The 17505-nt window shown below is 57.0% G+C and carries 7 protein-coding genes; all 7 read right to left on the reverse strand.

All coding sequences use genetic code 11. The features are described from left to right. Window positions 1-374: 374 nt before the first annotated feature. The 7 genes from VM163_13965 to VM163_13995 all read right to left on the reverse strand — a co-directional run bounded on the left by VM163_13965 (window position 375) and on the right by VM163_13995 (window position 17012). The gene (locus VM163_13965) at window positions 375-5015 is read right to left on the reverse strand and encodes an ATP-binding protein (GenBank protein HUT04987.1); all 4641 of its coding nucleotides are present in this window, start codon (window positions 5013-5015) and stop codon (window positions 375-377) included. 433 nt (window positions 5016-5448) lie between these two features. After that, a complete protein-coding gene (locus VM163_13970; protein HUT04988.1) occupies window positions 5449-12849 on the reverse strand; it encodes a choice-of-anchor D domain-containing protein in 7401 nt (2466 codons plus the stop codon). Between the two features lie 233 nt (window positions 12850-13082). Beyond that, window positions 13083-14930 carry a thrombospondin type 3 repeat-containing protein gene (locus tag VM163_13975; GenBank protein HUT04989.1) on the reverse strand — a complete coding sequence of 616 codons (1848 nt, stop codon included), beginning with the start codon at window positions 14928-14930 and terminating at the stop codon, window positions 13083-13085. A 762-nt stretch (window positions 14931-15692) separates the two neighbouring features. Next, window positions 15693-15872 (reverse strand): hypothetical protein, encoded by a 180-nt coding sequence (locus tag VM163_13980; GenBank protein ID HUT04990.1) that lies wholly within the window; start codon window positions 15870-15872, stop codon window positions 15693-15695. A 6-nt stretch (window positions 15873-15878) separates the two neighbouring features. Then, window positions 15879-16079 carry a hypothetical protein gene (locus VM163_13985; GenBank protein ID HUT04991.1) on the reverse strand — a complete coding sequence of 67 codons (201 nt, stop codon included), beginning with the start codon at window positions 16077-16079 and terminating at the stop codon, window positions 15879-15881. Window positions 16080-16137: 58 nt separating this feature from the next. Then, entirely contained in the window at window positions 16138-16359 is a 222-nt protein-coding gene (locus VM163_13990; GenBank protein ID HUT04992.1) for a hypothetical protein, read from the reverse strand. A gap of 446 nt (window positions 16360-16805) precedes the next feature. Further along, the gene (locus VM163_13995; GenBank protein HUT04993.1) at window positions 16806-17012 is read right to left on the reverse strand and encodes a hypothetical protein; all 207 of its coding nucleotides are present in this window, start codon (window positions 17010-17012) and stop codon (window positions 16806-16808) included. Between the last annotated feature and the right edge of the window lie 493 nt (window positions 17013-17505).

Genomic DNA, 17505 nt, shown 5'->3' on the forward strand with positions numbered 1-17505 from the left:
ATAAGGGCTGCATCTGCGTCTTGCGAATACGCGATCTGACCAAGTATGTGCTCCAAAAACTACTAATCGAGGGCTTCTCGGTGTCGCGAGTGCCTAAAATTTGGGTGAGATATGAACATCCGATCGTGACGGGGCTCGTGACTTGGGGGCGATGTGGCGGTGATTTTTACAGGTAATGCTTGCCCAATTATGTACATAATAGTTCAAGCATACCACATATCGATGTGGCTGTCAAATACGCAACTATATGAGCGGATTCGGTGTTCAAAGGGATGGCGCAGCGGGAGGATTGACCGTCTATTGCATGGTGCGCTTACGCGGGTGGAAACTGAGGCTGCTGAAAAATTATGCGGCTGGTGGGGTGTTTACGAGGCTTAACTCCCGGCGAGACTTTCATCCCTGTCGAGCTTTTCTAGAGCCTCGGCAACTCCCCAGCTGCCGTCCTCGTAAAGCTCGTCAAGGACATCCAAAGCCCCGTTCTTCGTCGCTTCGTCGGTAGCACAATCAATTATCGTCAGGACTATGTTAGCTCCTTCCGCACCCAGAAAGTTTCCCATGGTGTTCGGTTTCTGGAAGTTGCGATGCATCTTCATAAGCGAAAGGCAGTCTTGGGGATATGTACATGCGCATTTTTCAAGGTATTTCAGAAACGCCTCGGCGTCAGTTTTAACTACGGCCGAAGATGCGAATGTCCGGGAGAAATCCAAAGCGTCCGGGAAATCGGGGACATCCATCTTGCGGAATGCAAACGAAACCTGCCTCAGGACATTTTGGGATTCGTCACTGAGTAGTTCGGCCAAATGTCTGAGGCACGTTGCTGTGTGTTCCTTATCCCTGAGGTATTGGATAAAACCCTCGGCTATCCCCGACCTGACGTGTTCGTCGCCTTTTTGGGCTTCTGAGAACAGAACAGAAGCGCCGGCATATCCCCTGAGATAGCAGATGGCCGCGCCGGCCCCAGCCCATTTTTTCCTATTCCCTGCTTGATCTCCCTCTATCTCGGAATTCATGATCTCTCGGAAAAGGGGAGCGATCTTCGGGAACAGCTCCTTCGAAAGCACAGCCGCGAGGAGGTTGCAGGACGCCCCTAATACAACCGGATCGCCGTCGCTGTATGCGGTCTCAAACAACTCGAAAGCACACGCTTTGTCCCACCTCGCTATGCAATCAAGCCGGGAGACAAGAGTGCAACGAAGGGCGAGATTCGGGTTCCGAGCGACCGTCTCAAGGGTACCACAAACTCTATCAGCAGATTCCGAGGCGCCGGCAGCATGGGTCAAAAGTGCCCATACGGCCGCACCACTGACCGAGTTAATACCGTCCTGAACCGCGCAATACACCGGATCGTCTCGTCCCCATCGGGAATTGTCCGATGTGGCCGGTGGTGGAGACCCCTTTGTTGCATAGCGTTCGAGAACTTCAACCAGAGCTTCCTTGACCATGTTCTCCTTGTCCAGTCGCTCGATGGCTTTTATTACCGACTTCTGTAGATCATCGTCGTCGATCTTTGCGCACTGAAGAGCCAAAGGGATCAGCCTCTCATCGCTCAATCCTCCTTTGACTAAACCATCCAGTCCCCTGGCAACATACTGCCTGGAGATGCCCTGTTCATGGATCAGACGGCCCACAAAGTTGTAGTGCTTATCTGGATCCTTGGTGACATGCTCAACGAATGCTCTGCTTAACTCTACGATTCCGCCTTTAAGGAATGGCTGGTTCGGTTTGCCCCATCCTGTCGAGTCATCATATTTCCTCATCGCAGCAAGCCATTGGTCCTCGGTCATGTGCTGGCAAACTCTTGTGGGAATAGGGGATAGAACCGCCCTCATGCCGTGGCTTTCCGGCGGCTCACGTCTGTATTTGGGGAACTTGCGCCGGAGCTCCATGAGGTCTTTCTTGCAGGGCACATTCTCGTTTAGGAAGTTCTCTGGGAGCACCTCAAGCAACGGAAGACGACTTCGGCCTAGATAGCCGCGTTCGATTGGGGATTGAATTGGCCCCTTATCGATAGATAGCACCAGCTTTGCCATCTCCTGTTTCTGGGATGCGGAGAAATGAGCAAATGTGATTCGCAGTAGCTCCGAGGCATCCCACTGAGTGTCTGCATAGCTGCCAAGGTTGCGGAGTATCTCGGCATTGAAAAGAAGGTCAAAAGCTCTCGAAGCATATCTGGCCGGCTCGGTCTGATAGCACCATGCAACTAGGCGGCACAAAGAGATGGATTCGGGATCTAGTAGGTCGTCCGCAAGACGAACGAATTCTTCAGGATTGTCCTTTGCCAGTACACTAAGCTCCTTTCTGGCGAGGCTCATCAGCTTCCATGCCGGCTTGAGGGTGTCGTCCCCGTCTGGCAGATAGACACTGAAGACTCGATCGAGGGAGTACTCTGACAATCCACGGTGCTTATATGCGGTCTCCGTAGCCAAGCGTTTGAGTTTTGCCAACAGGATCTCTAAGGTCCTAATCTTGTGCGTCTCCAGAAGCCTCCCCAGTATCTGCAGCTCCATATATATTCCGGTAGGCTTCCCTCTGGCACGACGTTCGCTGTGGATTTCCTGCTGAATGGCCTTGTCGAGCTCCTTGGACAGGCAATCGAGTGCAAGTTCGAGATTTGAGCTTACCATGTTCTTGACCACTGACGGTGCCCACCAATCGGCGATGTTGACCAACTCCATAGGCACTTGCCGGAAGAGCTCGGCCGCGCGCCCGTCTTTCCAATCCTTCAGGTCTGCGAGAATCCGTGCGATTGCGAGCCAGTCATTGCTGGCCGCTCTTATTGCGCACAGGATGTCTATGACTTCGGTCGGTCTATGGCTCGCAACCCGCCCCAGGACCCCGATGGCAGCATTCCGGCTCGGGTGCTCCGGCCGGACGATATCAACGAAAAAACGATTGCCCAACGCGTCGAACCAGCCGGGAGAGTGCACCGCGCTCAGGAACCTCGACGTGAAATCTCGCGGCCCTTTGCCAAAGTCGGCTTCGTTAGCGCCTTCGCCCTCCGCTGAAGCGAAATGGGTATCCTCATCAATCAGAGAGCCAACCAACCTTCTCTCGGCATCGGTTGGATCCCGTTCATTAGCGACTAGCTTCACGATGAGATCAAACAGATGTGCTCTGATACTGCGGGACCGCAGGAAGTCCGAGAGCTCGGCTTCGTATCGCCGCGCAGGGGGTGTTCCCCTCAGCAGCCATAAGACCTGCTTAACCTGTGATCTTATGAATACCGATTGGTCGCCCTGAAGGACCCTTTCGGCGTAGTCTTTCCCCTTCCTCAATTCGTTCAGCGCGAACACGTAGTCAAGAAATGATTGGTGCAAGAAGCTCACCCGGTGATGCCTTTCATTGATCCGAATGATCCCCGAGCTGCTCAACGCGTCTGCCTCTAGCCGTCTGCCCTCCAGAATGTCGTCCAGCACAAAGAGGGATTTCGTCTCATTCATTTGCCTGGCCATATCGTTCAGCAAGCTGACACGCAGCTTGTCATGAGATGGGTCCTGCAAGCGCCTGCCCGGTGAAATATTCTCTATCCACAGCTTGCGGTAGAGGTCCTGAAGTGACCTGGGTGCCGGGGCTGTCTCATTAGGATCATACGTCTTCGTGAAGAGCTCCAGATGGAGCGGCACTTTCAGCAGGTCTTTGAGAGCGGCTGTCATTTGGTCTGAGGGGATACCCAATTCATGCAGGACTTGCGTCACCTGATCGATAGAGAAGCCATGCACTTCAACTTTCTTTGCTTTGGGGACTAGTTTCCTGAAGGCTGGTTCGATATTCAAATCAAAGTCCCTGCAAGAGCACACCAGCTTGACGTTACGAATCACGCGGATCAGAGCTATAAGCCTTAAATAGAAATGGAGAGTCTTGGGGCTTCTGGATTGGCTTTGGCTAAGCGCGTCGAGCTGGTCCACCAGGACGACAACTGGGCCCTCATCCGCGCAGGCGGCAACGAGTTTCTCGAAGTTGTCAAGCGAATCCAGCTGTTCCCTCAATTGACTCTCCGACGAAACAAGGAGTTCGTCGGCCTTCAAAGCAACGACTGCCATTCCTTGTGACAAGAGCTCCTCATACACATCCCTCATGACGACCGTCTTGCCCGTTCCCGCCCCGCCAGAGACAATTGCGAGTCGGTTTTCCTTGTCCCCCTCTTCGTTGATCCAGTCGAGGAGCTCTTCCACCTGATCCATTCTTATATGGAGTCGTTTGTGCAGACGTTCACCTATCGTATTGGGGGCATTTGCCAGACCCACAGATGCCGCCCTGAATAGCTCAACGACCTCTGAAGATGAGAGCGCTGCTTTCGAATGAAAACCTTCTTTCTCTAATCGTTCGAGCACCTCCTTCTGGCCAAATACTCCGCCGTGGACTGCCAGATCGGATGCCATATCAAAGAGGGTGTAAATCGCGTGGTTGTGATTCATTACGTGCCCCTCCAGCGACACCGCAATGCTAGCTTTGAGTAGTTCGATGTCGTCGATGACGCGGCAGCGCAGAGACCGGGCAAATAGGAGCATTCCCTTCCCGTCAAGATCTAGGCGGCACTTGACATTGTTCCATTCTTTCTGCCGCTCGACGTTCAGTTTGCTGAGCCAGCCATTCTCGTCTGCGGCTGCCTCAATTGCGATACCGCAAGCTTCTGACAGAAACGGGCATGTCCTGTTGGTGGCCAAAATGATTCCGTCATTCTGCGTTTGTCTGAACTGCTCAAAAAGTATCGAGATAACACTCTCACCTCTTTTGTTTTTCTCGAAGAGGGCAGCAATTGACCAATATGGCTTGGCCGTGGTCCTGCAGAAATAATACTCGTCGCGCTTGCCGCCTTTGATCACGAGGTCATCGATTGCAGGTTTCGGGCCTTGGGCTTTCGGATGGGCTTCTTGTCCCCTGAGCTGTGGCTGCTGGCGTTGTTGGGGCCCGACCCGCAAGCTGGGATCGGTTATGGCCTTGGCAAGGAACTCTGCCGTCAGCCAGTTTTCGAATCGAGTCCCCGCATGTGTGCTGCTACCACCAGGCTTCGGCATTTCTACTCAAGCATTCCTAAGATAAGTGTTCAACATGCTTTGCCTCGGAGTCGAAGGAATCTACGCACCAAAAAGCCATTAGTGTCCATTACCAGGGAATTACAGCTATGACTAAGCATACAACCCCGGTTATCATGATACAAACCAAAGGGATCACAGAAGCGAGGCATGGGGCTGATGTCTCAGTGTTCTCTGTGTCTCTGTCGTGAGATTAGCCCTTCTGGACCCACCCGTATGCGACATTGTCATGGGCCTGACTAGTCATCTACTCCGACGCGTTCTGCGACATCAAGAAGCCTGTGCCTGGGGAGCTCTGGCTGGACGTGCTCAGGCAGGGGGTCGCTGGCGGGCACCAGGGAAAGAAAGGGAAGCCGCATGTATGTGGCGTTGAAGCGTAAGCGCTTCCTATGCTCAGAGCGCCAGGGCTATGAGCTCACCGCAGAGCAAAGATGGCTGTCCCAATATCCGACAGTGGTGTGAGCGTGCCCGGTACTGCGAGTGCTGCGAATAGCATAAACTGACCAGGGCTGTTGAACGGCGCATCTGCTGGCAGACTAGCCACGAAAGCAGGGCCTGAGAACGTGAAGCCGCCATCAAGAGTTATGCTGGAGAACATCGGCCCAATGTCCGCAACCCACGTCGCCTCACCGAATCCGGTCGGTGACCAGAACTGACCGTCCGGCGCCAGCATGAGAACGTAAACGTCTGCGGTCAGATCGTATGGCACATCAACGTCCAAAGAGATCACGACGGTATCGCCATCGAGCGCATAAGTGGCCTTGTCGGTCGAGACATTCACAAATGGCTCGCCGGTCAGAATGAAATCGGCGATTGCGAGGTTCGACACGAGGTCGAGCGTCCCCGGCTCAACCGCCGCCATTCTGAGTGTGTACGTGCCCGACTTGGCTATCATCGGGAACTCACAAGGAAGCTCCGATGACCACCATGGGTAGCCTCCCAGCGCAAATCCGTCCGGAACCTCGAAACCCGTCACAAGCGGCGCCAGACCGTCCGTCCAGACCTCCGTCATCGACGCCGACCAGTGCCGCTCATCAGGCCCGCCAAGATCATAAGTCAGAACAAGGTAGATATCGACCGTAACCGTCTCGTCCGTGTTCAACATGCTGATCTCCACGTCCAGCGTATCGCTAAACTCGTATGTCTCCGCGTTCGTCGAAACCCCAACTGTGAGCTCGCCGCCAATCTCAACGCCCTCACCCGAAAGGTCAACCGCCAATGAGGGTGTATCGGGGTCGTCCGAGGCGATCGTAAGGGCCGCGTCGAACACGCCTTCCTCGTCAGGTGAGAAGACCACCTCTATCTCCAGGCTTCCACTTGGCCCAAGCGCTATCGGCAAACTGCCTTCAAACGCGGCGACAAACACCGGATCGTCGGTCGAGATGTTCTCGATGGTCAGATCAGCGTCGCCCACGTTTGTGATCGTGAGGGTGTCAGAGCCCTCCTCCCCAACGTTAACCTGGCCGAAGTCGAGGCTACTCTTGTCGGCAAGGATATCCGGGGTCGGAACGCTGTAAACGCTCGTCGCATCTGCGACGGACGGCGCGGCCTCCACGTTGCCCGCGATGTCAGTGCAGATTGTATAGAATCCGTAGGTTCCCTTCCCGGCAGGTGCGCTAAACTCGAACTGACCAGCAGTTCCGGTCTTGTCGAGGCCTGAATCGAGCCAATCGCCGCTGTTGTGTTGATACCAGAGCGTCGTGTTTGCCACGCCGGAGCGGTCGTCTTGGGCCGTAAAGGAGACGTTGAACGGCGCATCCTGCACGGCGGATGGGGACGATGCGGATGACGTAGGCGGCGTTCTATCCACGGTTATCGCGACATCGGCGCCGCTGGTGCTCTCAGCGTTGGCCGCTCTGTCATAGGCTTTTGTATAGAACTCAAAGTAGCCATCTCGCACGGGGGCCGGAGTGAAATCGTAGCTGCCATTTGGCTCAGAAAGCGTGTCGGCCAGAAGCCAAGCCCCGTTGTTTACCCGGTAGTAAAGCTTGACGCGCTCTACTCCGCTTGCGGCGTCGGAGCTCGTGTAGCTGATTGGTATCGGGAACGTGTTGGTCATTGTCGCAGCGATCGAACATGATGACGTCGGCTTCTTTCCATCGACAACAACCCAAGCGTCCGCGCTTAAGGGCGCCGCCTCAACGTTGCCGGCGTGGTCAGACGCCACAGTATAGAACTCGTAGCGGCCATCAGCAGGCGTCGCAGAGGTGTAGATGAAGGTGCCCGTCGCGTTGCCCGAACTGAGCCCCGAATCGGCGAATGCACCACCGTTAAAGCTCACCCAGAGCCTGACCCGGGCCAGACCAGAGGCCGTGTCGCTTGCTGAATATGAGACCCGAACGGGGAATGCATTGGAGTATTCTGAGTCCACATCGGCCTCGGATACAGGCGCATCGAGGTCGAATATAACGGTCGCATCCGGCTCGTCTGGCGCACTCTCAACGTTTCCTGCGTTGTCAGTGGCAACCGAATAGAAGCAATAGACCCCGTCGGCGATAACGTCCGGTGTGAACTCGAAGGCGCCTGCCTCGCCGGAGGCACTAAGGCCGGTATCACTGTAGGCTGAGCCGTTGATCGAAACGAATAGAGCCACGTTTGCCACACCGGAGGTAGTGTCAGCAGCCGTGAAGGGGAGCGTGAAGGGGAACTCGGACGCATAAACGCTGCCGTAGCTCACAGATGAGGCAGGTGAAGTCTGATCGAAAACCAGGGCCCCGCCGTCGGGTGAATCGGGGAGTATCTCACGGTTTCCTGCATTGTCGGCTGCAACGGTGGCAAAGTCGTAGGTTCCATCACCATGCGGCGGAACGAACGAGAAGTTGCCCTCGGCGAGCATCGAGAGGGCCGATGGCGTATCCGAGAGTCCAGAGCTCTCCCAGTCCCCGCTATCGAAACTGAACCAGAGCTCCACGCTCTCCAACCCACTGAGGGCGTCGTTGGCGGTATATGGGACGTCGATGGGGGTGGTATTGGCCAAGACCCCCTCGGCCGGCAGGCCCGCCGCCGATACAGGGGCGGTTGCATCATAGACCGTCGTCGTTGGGGCTGTATCCGGCAGGTCCTCGATGTTGCCTGAGTTATCGCATCCCCGCGTGCATAGACCGAATGTGCCCTCAGCCCACGCGGAGACATCAACGCCGATGACACCGCCGTCGGCCGGACCTGTCTGACCGGTATCAAGCCACGCATCATCTCCGATTTTGACCCACGCGGACACGGACTGCATCCCCGACATCGCGTCGGTCGCGGTGTAAGTGAGCGAGATTGTGGGGTCGCTAGTGTACGGGGGCGAGGTGCAGCTCGTCTGAGGCGCGGTCCAGTCGATCATCATCTGATCGTCCGGCGTGTCCGGAGCTGCCTCGACGTGTCCCGCCTCGTCCGTCGCTACTGTATAGAAGTAATACGTGCCCTCCTGAGCCGTATCCGGCGTGTAGTAGAGCGTTCCTGACTCCTCAGAGCCCGAAAGCCCAGTGTCCTCCCAATCGCCGGATTCATACCTGACCCATAGGTCAACTGTGACCACCTCGGTCAACGTGTCGCTGGCCGCGAACGTCACCGCTATCGGGAACGCCACCCCGAACGAGTCGCAGCCTGCTGAGGATATGGGCGCCGTGAGGTCAACCGTAAGTGTGAGGTCCGCCGCCGCAGGAGCCTCTTCATAATTGCCGAACGCATCGATGGCAATTGACCACAGGTCATAGACTCCCTCTTGCGCAGGACTGAACTGAATCGAACCGGTCGCAACGGTGGCCGGAGCCAGCTCAATGCGCTCGTAGAGCACAGGAGTCTCGTCGTCGAGCGAATACCAGACCTCAACACACGCGACGCCCGAGCAGAACGTTCCCTCGCCACTCAAGTCGCTCGCGTCGTAGGACAGAGTGACCGGAACAGACCCAGCCAAGCCTGGCCCTGAAAGGGCTGAGGTTGGAAGCGTGCCGTCAACTCTCGTCTGGCAGTCGCAAACGCTCGGGAACAGCTCTGCAAGCATGTTCTCATTCAGTGCTATCGTGCAGAATCGGTAGCACCCGTCCCTGTGCGCCGCCTCGAAGACGAGCGTGCCAGCCTCCGCATCCGATGTTATCCCGCCGTCCGTCCAGTTCTCCGGCCAATCCGAGCAGTCCTCTGAGTACTTATACCAGAGCTCAACGTGGTCGAAACCCGCCTGGCCCACGTCCACCTCAAAGCTCACCGCCACAGTCGCGGCCGACGCCTCGGAGGCCGCCCAGCAACTGGACAGCGCGTAATCTGGGTTGTACTCGGTCGAGCAGTCGGCCGTGTCCTTCATCGCCTCGAAGTTGCCGGCGTTGTCGCGCGCGATCGTGAAGAACTCGTAGAACCCGGTCCCATACGGGGGCGCGTAGGTCAAGCTGCCGAACTCCCCGGTCTCGTAAAGCCCCGTGTATTCCCAGTCGTCGGCGCAGGATGCGGTGCCGTCAGTCGAGAAGCGAGCGTAAAGCTGGACACCGTACCCGCCCGATACCGCATCCGTTATCTCAAAGTCAACGTCAAAGCTCGCGTCATTGCTCAATTCTGGCGCCTCAGATACGGAGGTCGGCAGTCCGGTGTCGCGCACGACCGTGCAGGCGCGCGCCGCGGAAATCTCCTCGACGTTTCCGGCCCCATCCGTCGCGACCGTAACGAATCGGAACGTCCCGTCGAGCCCAGCGAAATCATAGACGAAATCGCCCGCGGCCTGGTCGCTCTGTTGTCCGGTGTACTCCCAATCGCTGTCATCCCTTGAGACGAAGAGGCGCACGAGCGCAATGCCGGTCAGCGCATCGGACGCGCTAAAGTCGATGGTGACCGTCGCGGCAGAAGTGTATTCCGCCTCCGCGTCGCATGACGATACGGGAGCCGTCCTGTCCAGGGTTATCGTGTCGTCCGGGCTCGCGGGCGGCGGCTCGACGTTCCCGACGTTGTCGGTTGCTCTGGTCATTAGCTCATAATCGCCGTCCCCGAACTGAGGCGTTAGCACGGTTGGGTCCAGCTGGAAAGTCCCCGATTCGCCTGTCTCCACGAGATAGGAATCCACCCACGCGCTCTCGCCCCCGAACCTGTAATAGAGCCGTGTCTCGGCAACGCCGGAGCCCCCGTCCGACGCCGCGAATTGCACGTCGAACGGCACTGATGCGGTGTAATCGTCCGCCCAGCAGCTCGACTGCGGCATCGTGAAGTCCGCATTGACCGTGCAGTCGGCGCTGGCCGGCGGGTCCTCCACATTGCCGACCATATCGCGCGCTATCGTGTAGAAGCCATACACTCCGCTGCCGTCGGTGAATACGTATGTGAAAGACCCGGAAGCGCCCGATTCGGTCTGGCCCGTATCGGTCCAAGTCCCCCCCTCGAAGGAATACCACAGCGTGACGTCGTCAACCTGATAATTGTCCGAGGCGGTAAAACCGACCTCGACAGAGGTCCCGTTGGTGCTATCAACGCAAGAGCAACTCGACTGCGGCTTCGTGCAGTCGTAAGAGACCGTGCAGTCGGGCGCGCCAGGGGGGTCCTCCACATTCCCGCAGTTGTCGGTGCAGACCGTATAAAGATCGTAGCTGCCATCGCCATCGGGCGCATTGAAATCGAACGTGCCCGCTCCGCCCGGCTCGGCGAGGCCGCTGTCCGTCCACGTTCCGCCATCAAAGCTATACCAGAGCCTCGTCGTGGCCACGCCGCTCAAGGCGTCATCCGCCGTGAAATCGACGGCAATCGGCGTCGCGTTGCAGTACTCGTCGGCACCGGCGCTGGAGGTTGGCGGCACATCGTCGAACGTCGTCGTTGCGTCGGGCGCGCCAGGGGCGTCCTCCACGTTAGCTGCATTGTCCTCGGCGATGGTGTAGAAATCATAGACCCCGTTGCCATCCGTGAGCGTGACGCTGAAGCTGCCCGCAGCACTGCCGGAGGAGTAGCCCGAATCGACGTAGCCGCCGCCGTCGAATTGATAGTAGAGCGTAACCAACTTGACGCCGGAATTGTCATCAGATGAGTCGTAATCGACTGTTATGGTACTCGTCGTCGTCCCCTCGGGCGCAGTGCAGGAGGAGCTGGGCTTCACATAATCATCATAGACCATCGGGCCGTCGAGCTCGCCGGACTCAGGCAGACGGGCGCTGCGGCCGTAGGTGTCCTGCGCCTCAAAGTGATACTGCGCCTGCCCCTCCTCGGGAATTGTCCCGGTCCAGGCATAAACGCCATCATCGGCGCTGCCCGAATCGAGCGTCATATCGTGGGCCGGCGCGTTCACGAATACCTGAATCGTATCGGGCGCCTGTCCGCCAGCGTGATAGTAATGAACCGTGAACGTGAAATTTGTATCGGTCCGGCCGGACTCGGGAGAGTACGTGGGGTCGGAGAGTTCGGGGCCGACAGCGCTCTCGCCGAAGATCAGATATGCTTGGCCGGCGTCCTCGGCAGCCTCGGAGTTGCTATATGCTGCAATCAACAGATCGTCGCCGCCGTCGCCGTTGAAGTCACCCACTGCGGAGACTGACCCGCCGGCGTGATCATCCGCAGCCTCGCCCCAGAACGACGCGTCGGAATCGTAAAGCTCGGTATCCATCGCCCAACCGGAAGACTTGCCGAAGATCAGATATATTTGGCCGGCGTTGTCGCCGCCTTCGTCGTTCAGATAGCCTGAGATGAGAAAGTCGTCGTAACCGTCGCCGTTCACGTCGCCCCCGCCAGAGACTCCCTGGCCGGCGCGGTCATCCGGCGCCTCGCCCCAAAACGATGCGTCCGAATCCGCCAGGCTCGTATCCATCGCCCAACCTGAGGCCCTGCCCAAGATCAGATACGTTTGACCGGCGACGTCACCGGGTTCATCGTCAGCGTATGCACCAACGATGAAGTCGTCGTAACCGTCAGCATTGACGTCGCCCGCGCCGGACAGTCCGCCCCAGCTTACAGTACTGCCCTCTCTCTCACCCCAAAACGAAGCGTCCGAGTCACCCAGGCTGGTATCCATCGCCCAGCCGGAGGACTTGCCCAAGATCAGATATGCCTGGCCGGCGTTGTCGGCAGCTTCGTCGTTGGCCCATGCCCCGATAAGAAAGTCGTCGTAGCCATCGCCGTTCACATCGCCGGCGCCGGAGACACAGTTGCCTGCCCCATCCCCCGATACCTCGCCCAAAAACGATGCGTCGCAGTCCGCCAGGCTGGTATCCATTGCCCAGCCGGACGCCTTCCCTAAGATCAGATACGTCTGCCCGACTCCGCTGTTGGAACTTGAACTAAGAATGAAATCATCGTAACCGTCGCCGTTAACGTCGCCCGCGCCAGCGGACTGAGCGAGACAGTCCCAGGTTACCTCGCCCCAAAACGACGCGTCGGAATCTGCAAGGCTGGTATCCATGGCCCAGCCCGACGCCTTGCCGAGAATCAGATAGACTTGGCCGGCGTAATTGCCGCCTTCATAGTTGACAGGTGCTCCGATCAGAAAGTCGTCGTAGCCATCGCCGTTCACATCGCCGGCGCCGGAGACACAGTTGCCTGCGGCATCGCCCGCTGCCTCGCCTATGAAAGATGCGTCGGCGTCCGCAAGGCTCGTATCCATGGCCCAGCCGGATGCCTTCCCAAGAAACAGATACGCTCGACCCGGCTCGGAACCGTCTTCCCAGTCGTACATCCCGATTAGGAAGTCGTCGTAACCGTCGCCGTTGACATCTCCAACGGTCGATAGAGACCAACCTGCATGATCGTTGGCCGCCTCGCCCCAAAACGACGCATCCGAATCTGCCAGGCTCGTATCCATCGCAAAGTCCGCGAGCAAGCCAGTGGCAGCTGTCAGAAAGATCAAAGCCGCCAGCAAAAACACCCTCTTCATCCTGTTACCCTCCCTATACACCATCGTGTAGGGGCAGGTCACCGTGCCTGCCCTGTCCAGTTATGATAATAAAATGCCATCTAAACACACCGCCATCGTGTAGGGGCGATTCACGAATCGCCCTTCTTGTGTCCAATTCCAATCATGTCGCCCTGTTTCATTGATCATAAAGGGCAACCACAGGGGGATTGCCCCTACATGCCCCTTTCAATCCTATCTAACCTATCCCGTTCTCACGGGCAGGTGTCGCAGCCCCAAGTCTCCCTGTTATTGATGCAGCATACCGCGTCAATAAGCTCTTCCGCGTACGACCCAGCCGCACCAACCTCATCCATGAACTTGTCGAGTTCGGGGCAACCGTCAGCGGTGTTGCCTTTGTCCAAGTATCTCTGGGCAGTTTTGAGGATCCCAACGAGTTTTACCTCGGGCAAAACATCCAGTCCCAGCGTCTTGATGTAGGCGCCGACGTCGTTCAGGCTGTCCTCGACCCCATCTTCATTGATGTCGCACTGAGGGCCGCCCCCTTCGCACGCATCGCCCACGCCATCTCCGTCGGAGTCCTCCTGATCAGGATTGTAGGTGTTCGGGCAATTGTCGCAGGCATCGCCCACGCCGTCCTCGTCAGCGTCCGCCTGGTCGGTGTTCGCATCGTCCGGACAGTTGTCACATGCATCGCCTACACCGTCGCCGTCCGTGTCGTCCTGACCCGGATTATAGGTGTATGGACAGTTGTCCTGATCGTCAGGCTTGCCGTCATCATCGGAATCGTCGTCGCATGCGTCGCCCACGCCGTCCTCGTCAGCGTCCGCCTGGCCCGGATTCGGAGTGTTAACGCAGTTGTCGCAGAGGTCACCAACCCCGTCGCCGTCGGTGTCCATCTGGTCCTCGTTAGGAACGTCCGGGCAGTTGTCATCAGCATCCAGGATGCCATCGCCGTCGCTGTCAGCGGTCGCCTCATAATGGTAGCCCATATCGACTGTGCCAGCGTCGAGTGTCCCGTCCACCTGCGTCGTCCGGTCGGAGAGGCTCGCAGCCTCGCCCGACATGCTGCCAGCGTCTATGCAGAGGCTTGCGGAGTCCAAATAGTAATCACCCAACGGGCCTGTCACAAAGACCGGGTCGTCCGTGATGTTGCCTCGGCCCTTCCAGCTGCCCTCTACACAGGTGTATGTTACGGTGATACCGGCGCCCTGTCCGAAGTGAAACAGATCGGGTAAATTGCCCCATAGGATGGAATCGATGACCTTTGGCCGAGAACCTGCTCCGCAGTATATCGCCCCGGCGGAGGAGCCTGCGGTGTTGTCGGCAATGGTGCAGTTCTCGACCGTTGGCTTGCTCAGGTTTGCACACATTATGCCCGCGCCCCATTGGGCGGAATTGTCCGTGATCACACAGTTTGTGATCGCGGCCAGACTGCTGTAGCAGTTAAGCCCTCCTCCGAAGGCCTCGGTGGTGTTGCCCGTGATCGTGCAGTTGATGATGGTCGGCGAGCAGTCATAGCAGTATATCCCGCCGCCACCGTACGAACCCGCCGTGTTTCCAACAATCATGCAGTTATCGATGGTCGGCGAGCCCTGAAAGCATTCTATCCCGCCGCCCCTGAGTGCGGTGTTGCCACTGATCGTGCAGTTTGTGATCGCCGGGTCACTTTCAAGGCAGTATATTCCGCCGCCAGGACCTGCGTCTCCATTTCGGATCGTGAAGCCATCAATCCCGACATCAGTCATCGAGTTCAACGTAACGACAGAACCTTCCTTATTGCCGTCGATGATTGTGACGAACGTCTCCGGGTCGCGATCGCCGCCGCCAGTCGGATAGCCGCCCAAGAGGGTAACGTAACTGTCGAGCGTTGTGTTCTCCCTATAGGTGGCTTCCGCCTCCGCAACGTGCACCGTATGAGCCGATGTGCCTGAACACGAGTTAATGCCCTGCTGGATCGTGTGCCACGCCGTTGTCCAGGTCAAGCCGTCGCTATTGTCACCGGCCTTGTCAACATAATAGTCTGTCGCGCTGCCGTAGCCCACGAGGCCGACGGCCAACAACATTGAAATCAACAGTGTGAAAACAAGTTTGCTCTTCATCAAAAACTCTCCTGTCTTTGTGGTGTGCTAATACCCCCGGCGCGCATAGACGATTTGTATAGAGGCGCCGTTGGCATTAGACGTTCTCGGCTGGCGACGAATGAGCTCGCCGCCTCGCCATTTGCTGTTTGGTGATTAACGTCCGCTGCGCCTTATTCTCAAGGCATCACCTCTTTCACCATTAGCCTTCATTTCTGAGGCTGCTTCGCCTACAGCTTACGAAAACGCTAAGTGGGGAGAGTTTTGGCGAGCCAATCGCAGGAGCGAACTTCGAAAGCACAGGAAGCACGTTGCACGCAAGAACGCACTTCGAGAGGCAACAGTAGGTCCTGACGGCTCTTCGCGGCTTGCCCGTGTAGCGCAGAGCTCAGCCCGTCTAAACACTCTCGCTGCTTTGCAGTCCAACACAAAACATTTACTCTGTCAACCCTCTTTTTGTGAGGAGTTTTCGTATTCACATTGGGCAGCTCCCTCCGGTTGGTGCGAAGCAGATATAAGACGCTTGAAAGGACTTGCTGACCTACCATGCCCATCGCATCACGATGGCTGTCCTTGCCAGGACGGGAACTGTCCCCGCCTGCCCTCTCACGCCCCACGCCGTTGGGGGAGCCTCTTTCGCTCTGCCTCCGCCAGGGCTATGGCAGACAAGTTCGCTACGGCGGCTAAAAGCTCTGATAGATAATCCTTATGGTGGGTGGCGCATAAAAAGAGGCGCATAAAAAAGGGGGAGGGCCCGGCTTAGAACCGGACCCTCGTTGAGTGCTAATGGCGCTTATTGACGTTAAGTGAGACGGAGATGCTCTCGTGCTCAGGCACGGGCACAAACCCCTTTGTAGAGGCGACTGTCGTGGTCTTGCCGCTCTTGGACGGGGCGCCCTCGTGAGTGAGGTCAACAGTGATTGTCAGCTCATTCTTGTTGACGCTGATCTTGACGTTCTCCATTATGTATTACCTCCCTTCTTGTTGAGTTTTGATGTGGTCTGCGACCTCGTCAGCCTCGGAGTATGTGTCGCCGGTTGGCCCTCGTTCGAGGGACTGCTTGATGTTGTCGCAGACTTGCATTGTTTCGGCTGCTACGAATAGACGTTCATTGACCCATAAATCGTAAGCGTCAGGCTCATCAGCGGTGGGGATAATGACGATGTTCATGATGTTTCCTTTCGAGAGGGTTGAGGGCCCGGCTGGAGCACCGGGCCCCCGGGTCGCCTTAGAGGTTACGAGCGAGTTTCCTGAAGTATAGCCATGCTTCAAGGCGGTGGCTGGCGTCGAATGCCTTAGAGACGATCCTACCAATCGGTATGATGGTATCGACGATATAGAATGGTTCACTTCCTTCCGAGAGGATTAGGCGTCTTAACTCGGCCCAGCCGCAACGAATACCTAATGGATAGCCATACTCATACTCAACAGCGTGCTCGAGATTGGTCATCAGAGTAGTCTCCCTTGCTTGACATGGTTCAAATGTTCACGAAAGCACAGATCGAAGTCCCAGCAGCCTGCGCATCGTCTTGAGTATCCGGGCCTTCCGAAGCGGTTGCACTTCGTTCGCCTTGAGTCCAAGGGCATCATCAACAACTTCGCAACAGCCCGCGATGCCCTCATCTGTCTCTTAGATGGCGAGGGTGTCAGTGCGAAAGAGCTCATGGCAACCACCTTTCTATTGGGATGTTGCGTTGCCTAAGCAGGTGAATGAGATAGTCGAGCGAGTCTTGCCAGCGGAAGCAGAGGATTCTGTGTCGGCGTAGGGTTCGTTTAACGTTGACCCTGAGGCGGCATAGTTCCCTAAGAGACTTGAAGCCGTATTGCTCAGCTTCGCGTCGCTCTTGGTCTTCGTAATCGCTCATTGAGGTGATGCTGGCCATAGTGGCTCCTTTCTTAGTTGATAGAGATGAGTTGATTGACTGGGAGCAAAACTTGAATGGTTCCGTTGCCGCAGTCGGGGCAGGCAGCTGGTTGCCAGCCGTCCCCAGGATCATAAGTGGCGTGTGCGGTGTTGTCGTCGAGACCTGAGGCCTTGCAGACTGGGCATGGGACGATGAAGGTCTTGTAAACTCGTTGGTAGATTCCGAATCGATGGCTCATGGTAGCTCCTTTTCTTGGATGGTGAAGTTGGTCATGTCGCTCACACTGCGACTACTGGTGGAATGGTTGCATGCAAATAGGGGCGCAGTCATTTTGGCGGAGAGACGAGGTTGTGTAGCAACCTTGTCTTGATGCCAAAACTGGGAGTGAGTGAGGAACGCTGTCTCACGGGAGCGATTGTTGCAGCCCCACGTAGGCAGCAGTGCATTTTGGACGGCCCCTTTGGGGACGCCAAAATCTAAGTCTTAGGGCTACTATGACTAGGCGGGGGCAGCAACAATGTCAGCGGACGTGGGACAGCGTTATCCGCTTACGACCCCAGAGGGTAGGCGGCACTTACTAGCTCCGCCGACCTTGACCGTCCCTATTTGCGTGCGATAATTTATCCAGTAGTAGTAGGAAACCCTTCTTATCAGGGGGGCCAGGGGAACGGTACAGGATAAAGGCTTTGGCCCACACGCTTTCCGAGTATGAGGCACACTGATAGAGTTCC

The organism is bacterium, from assembly GCA_035527515.1.
In the GTDB taxonomy this organism is placed as follows: domain Bacteria; phylum B130-G9; class B130-G9; order B130-G9; family B130-G9; genus B130-G9.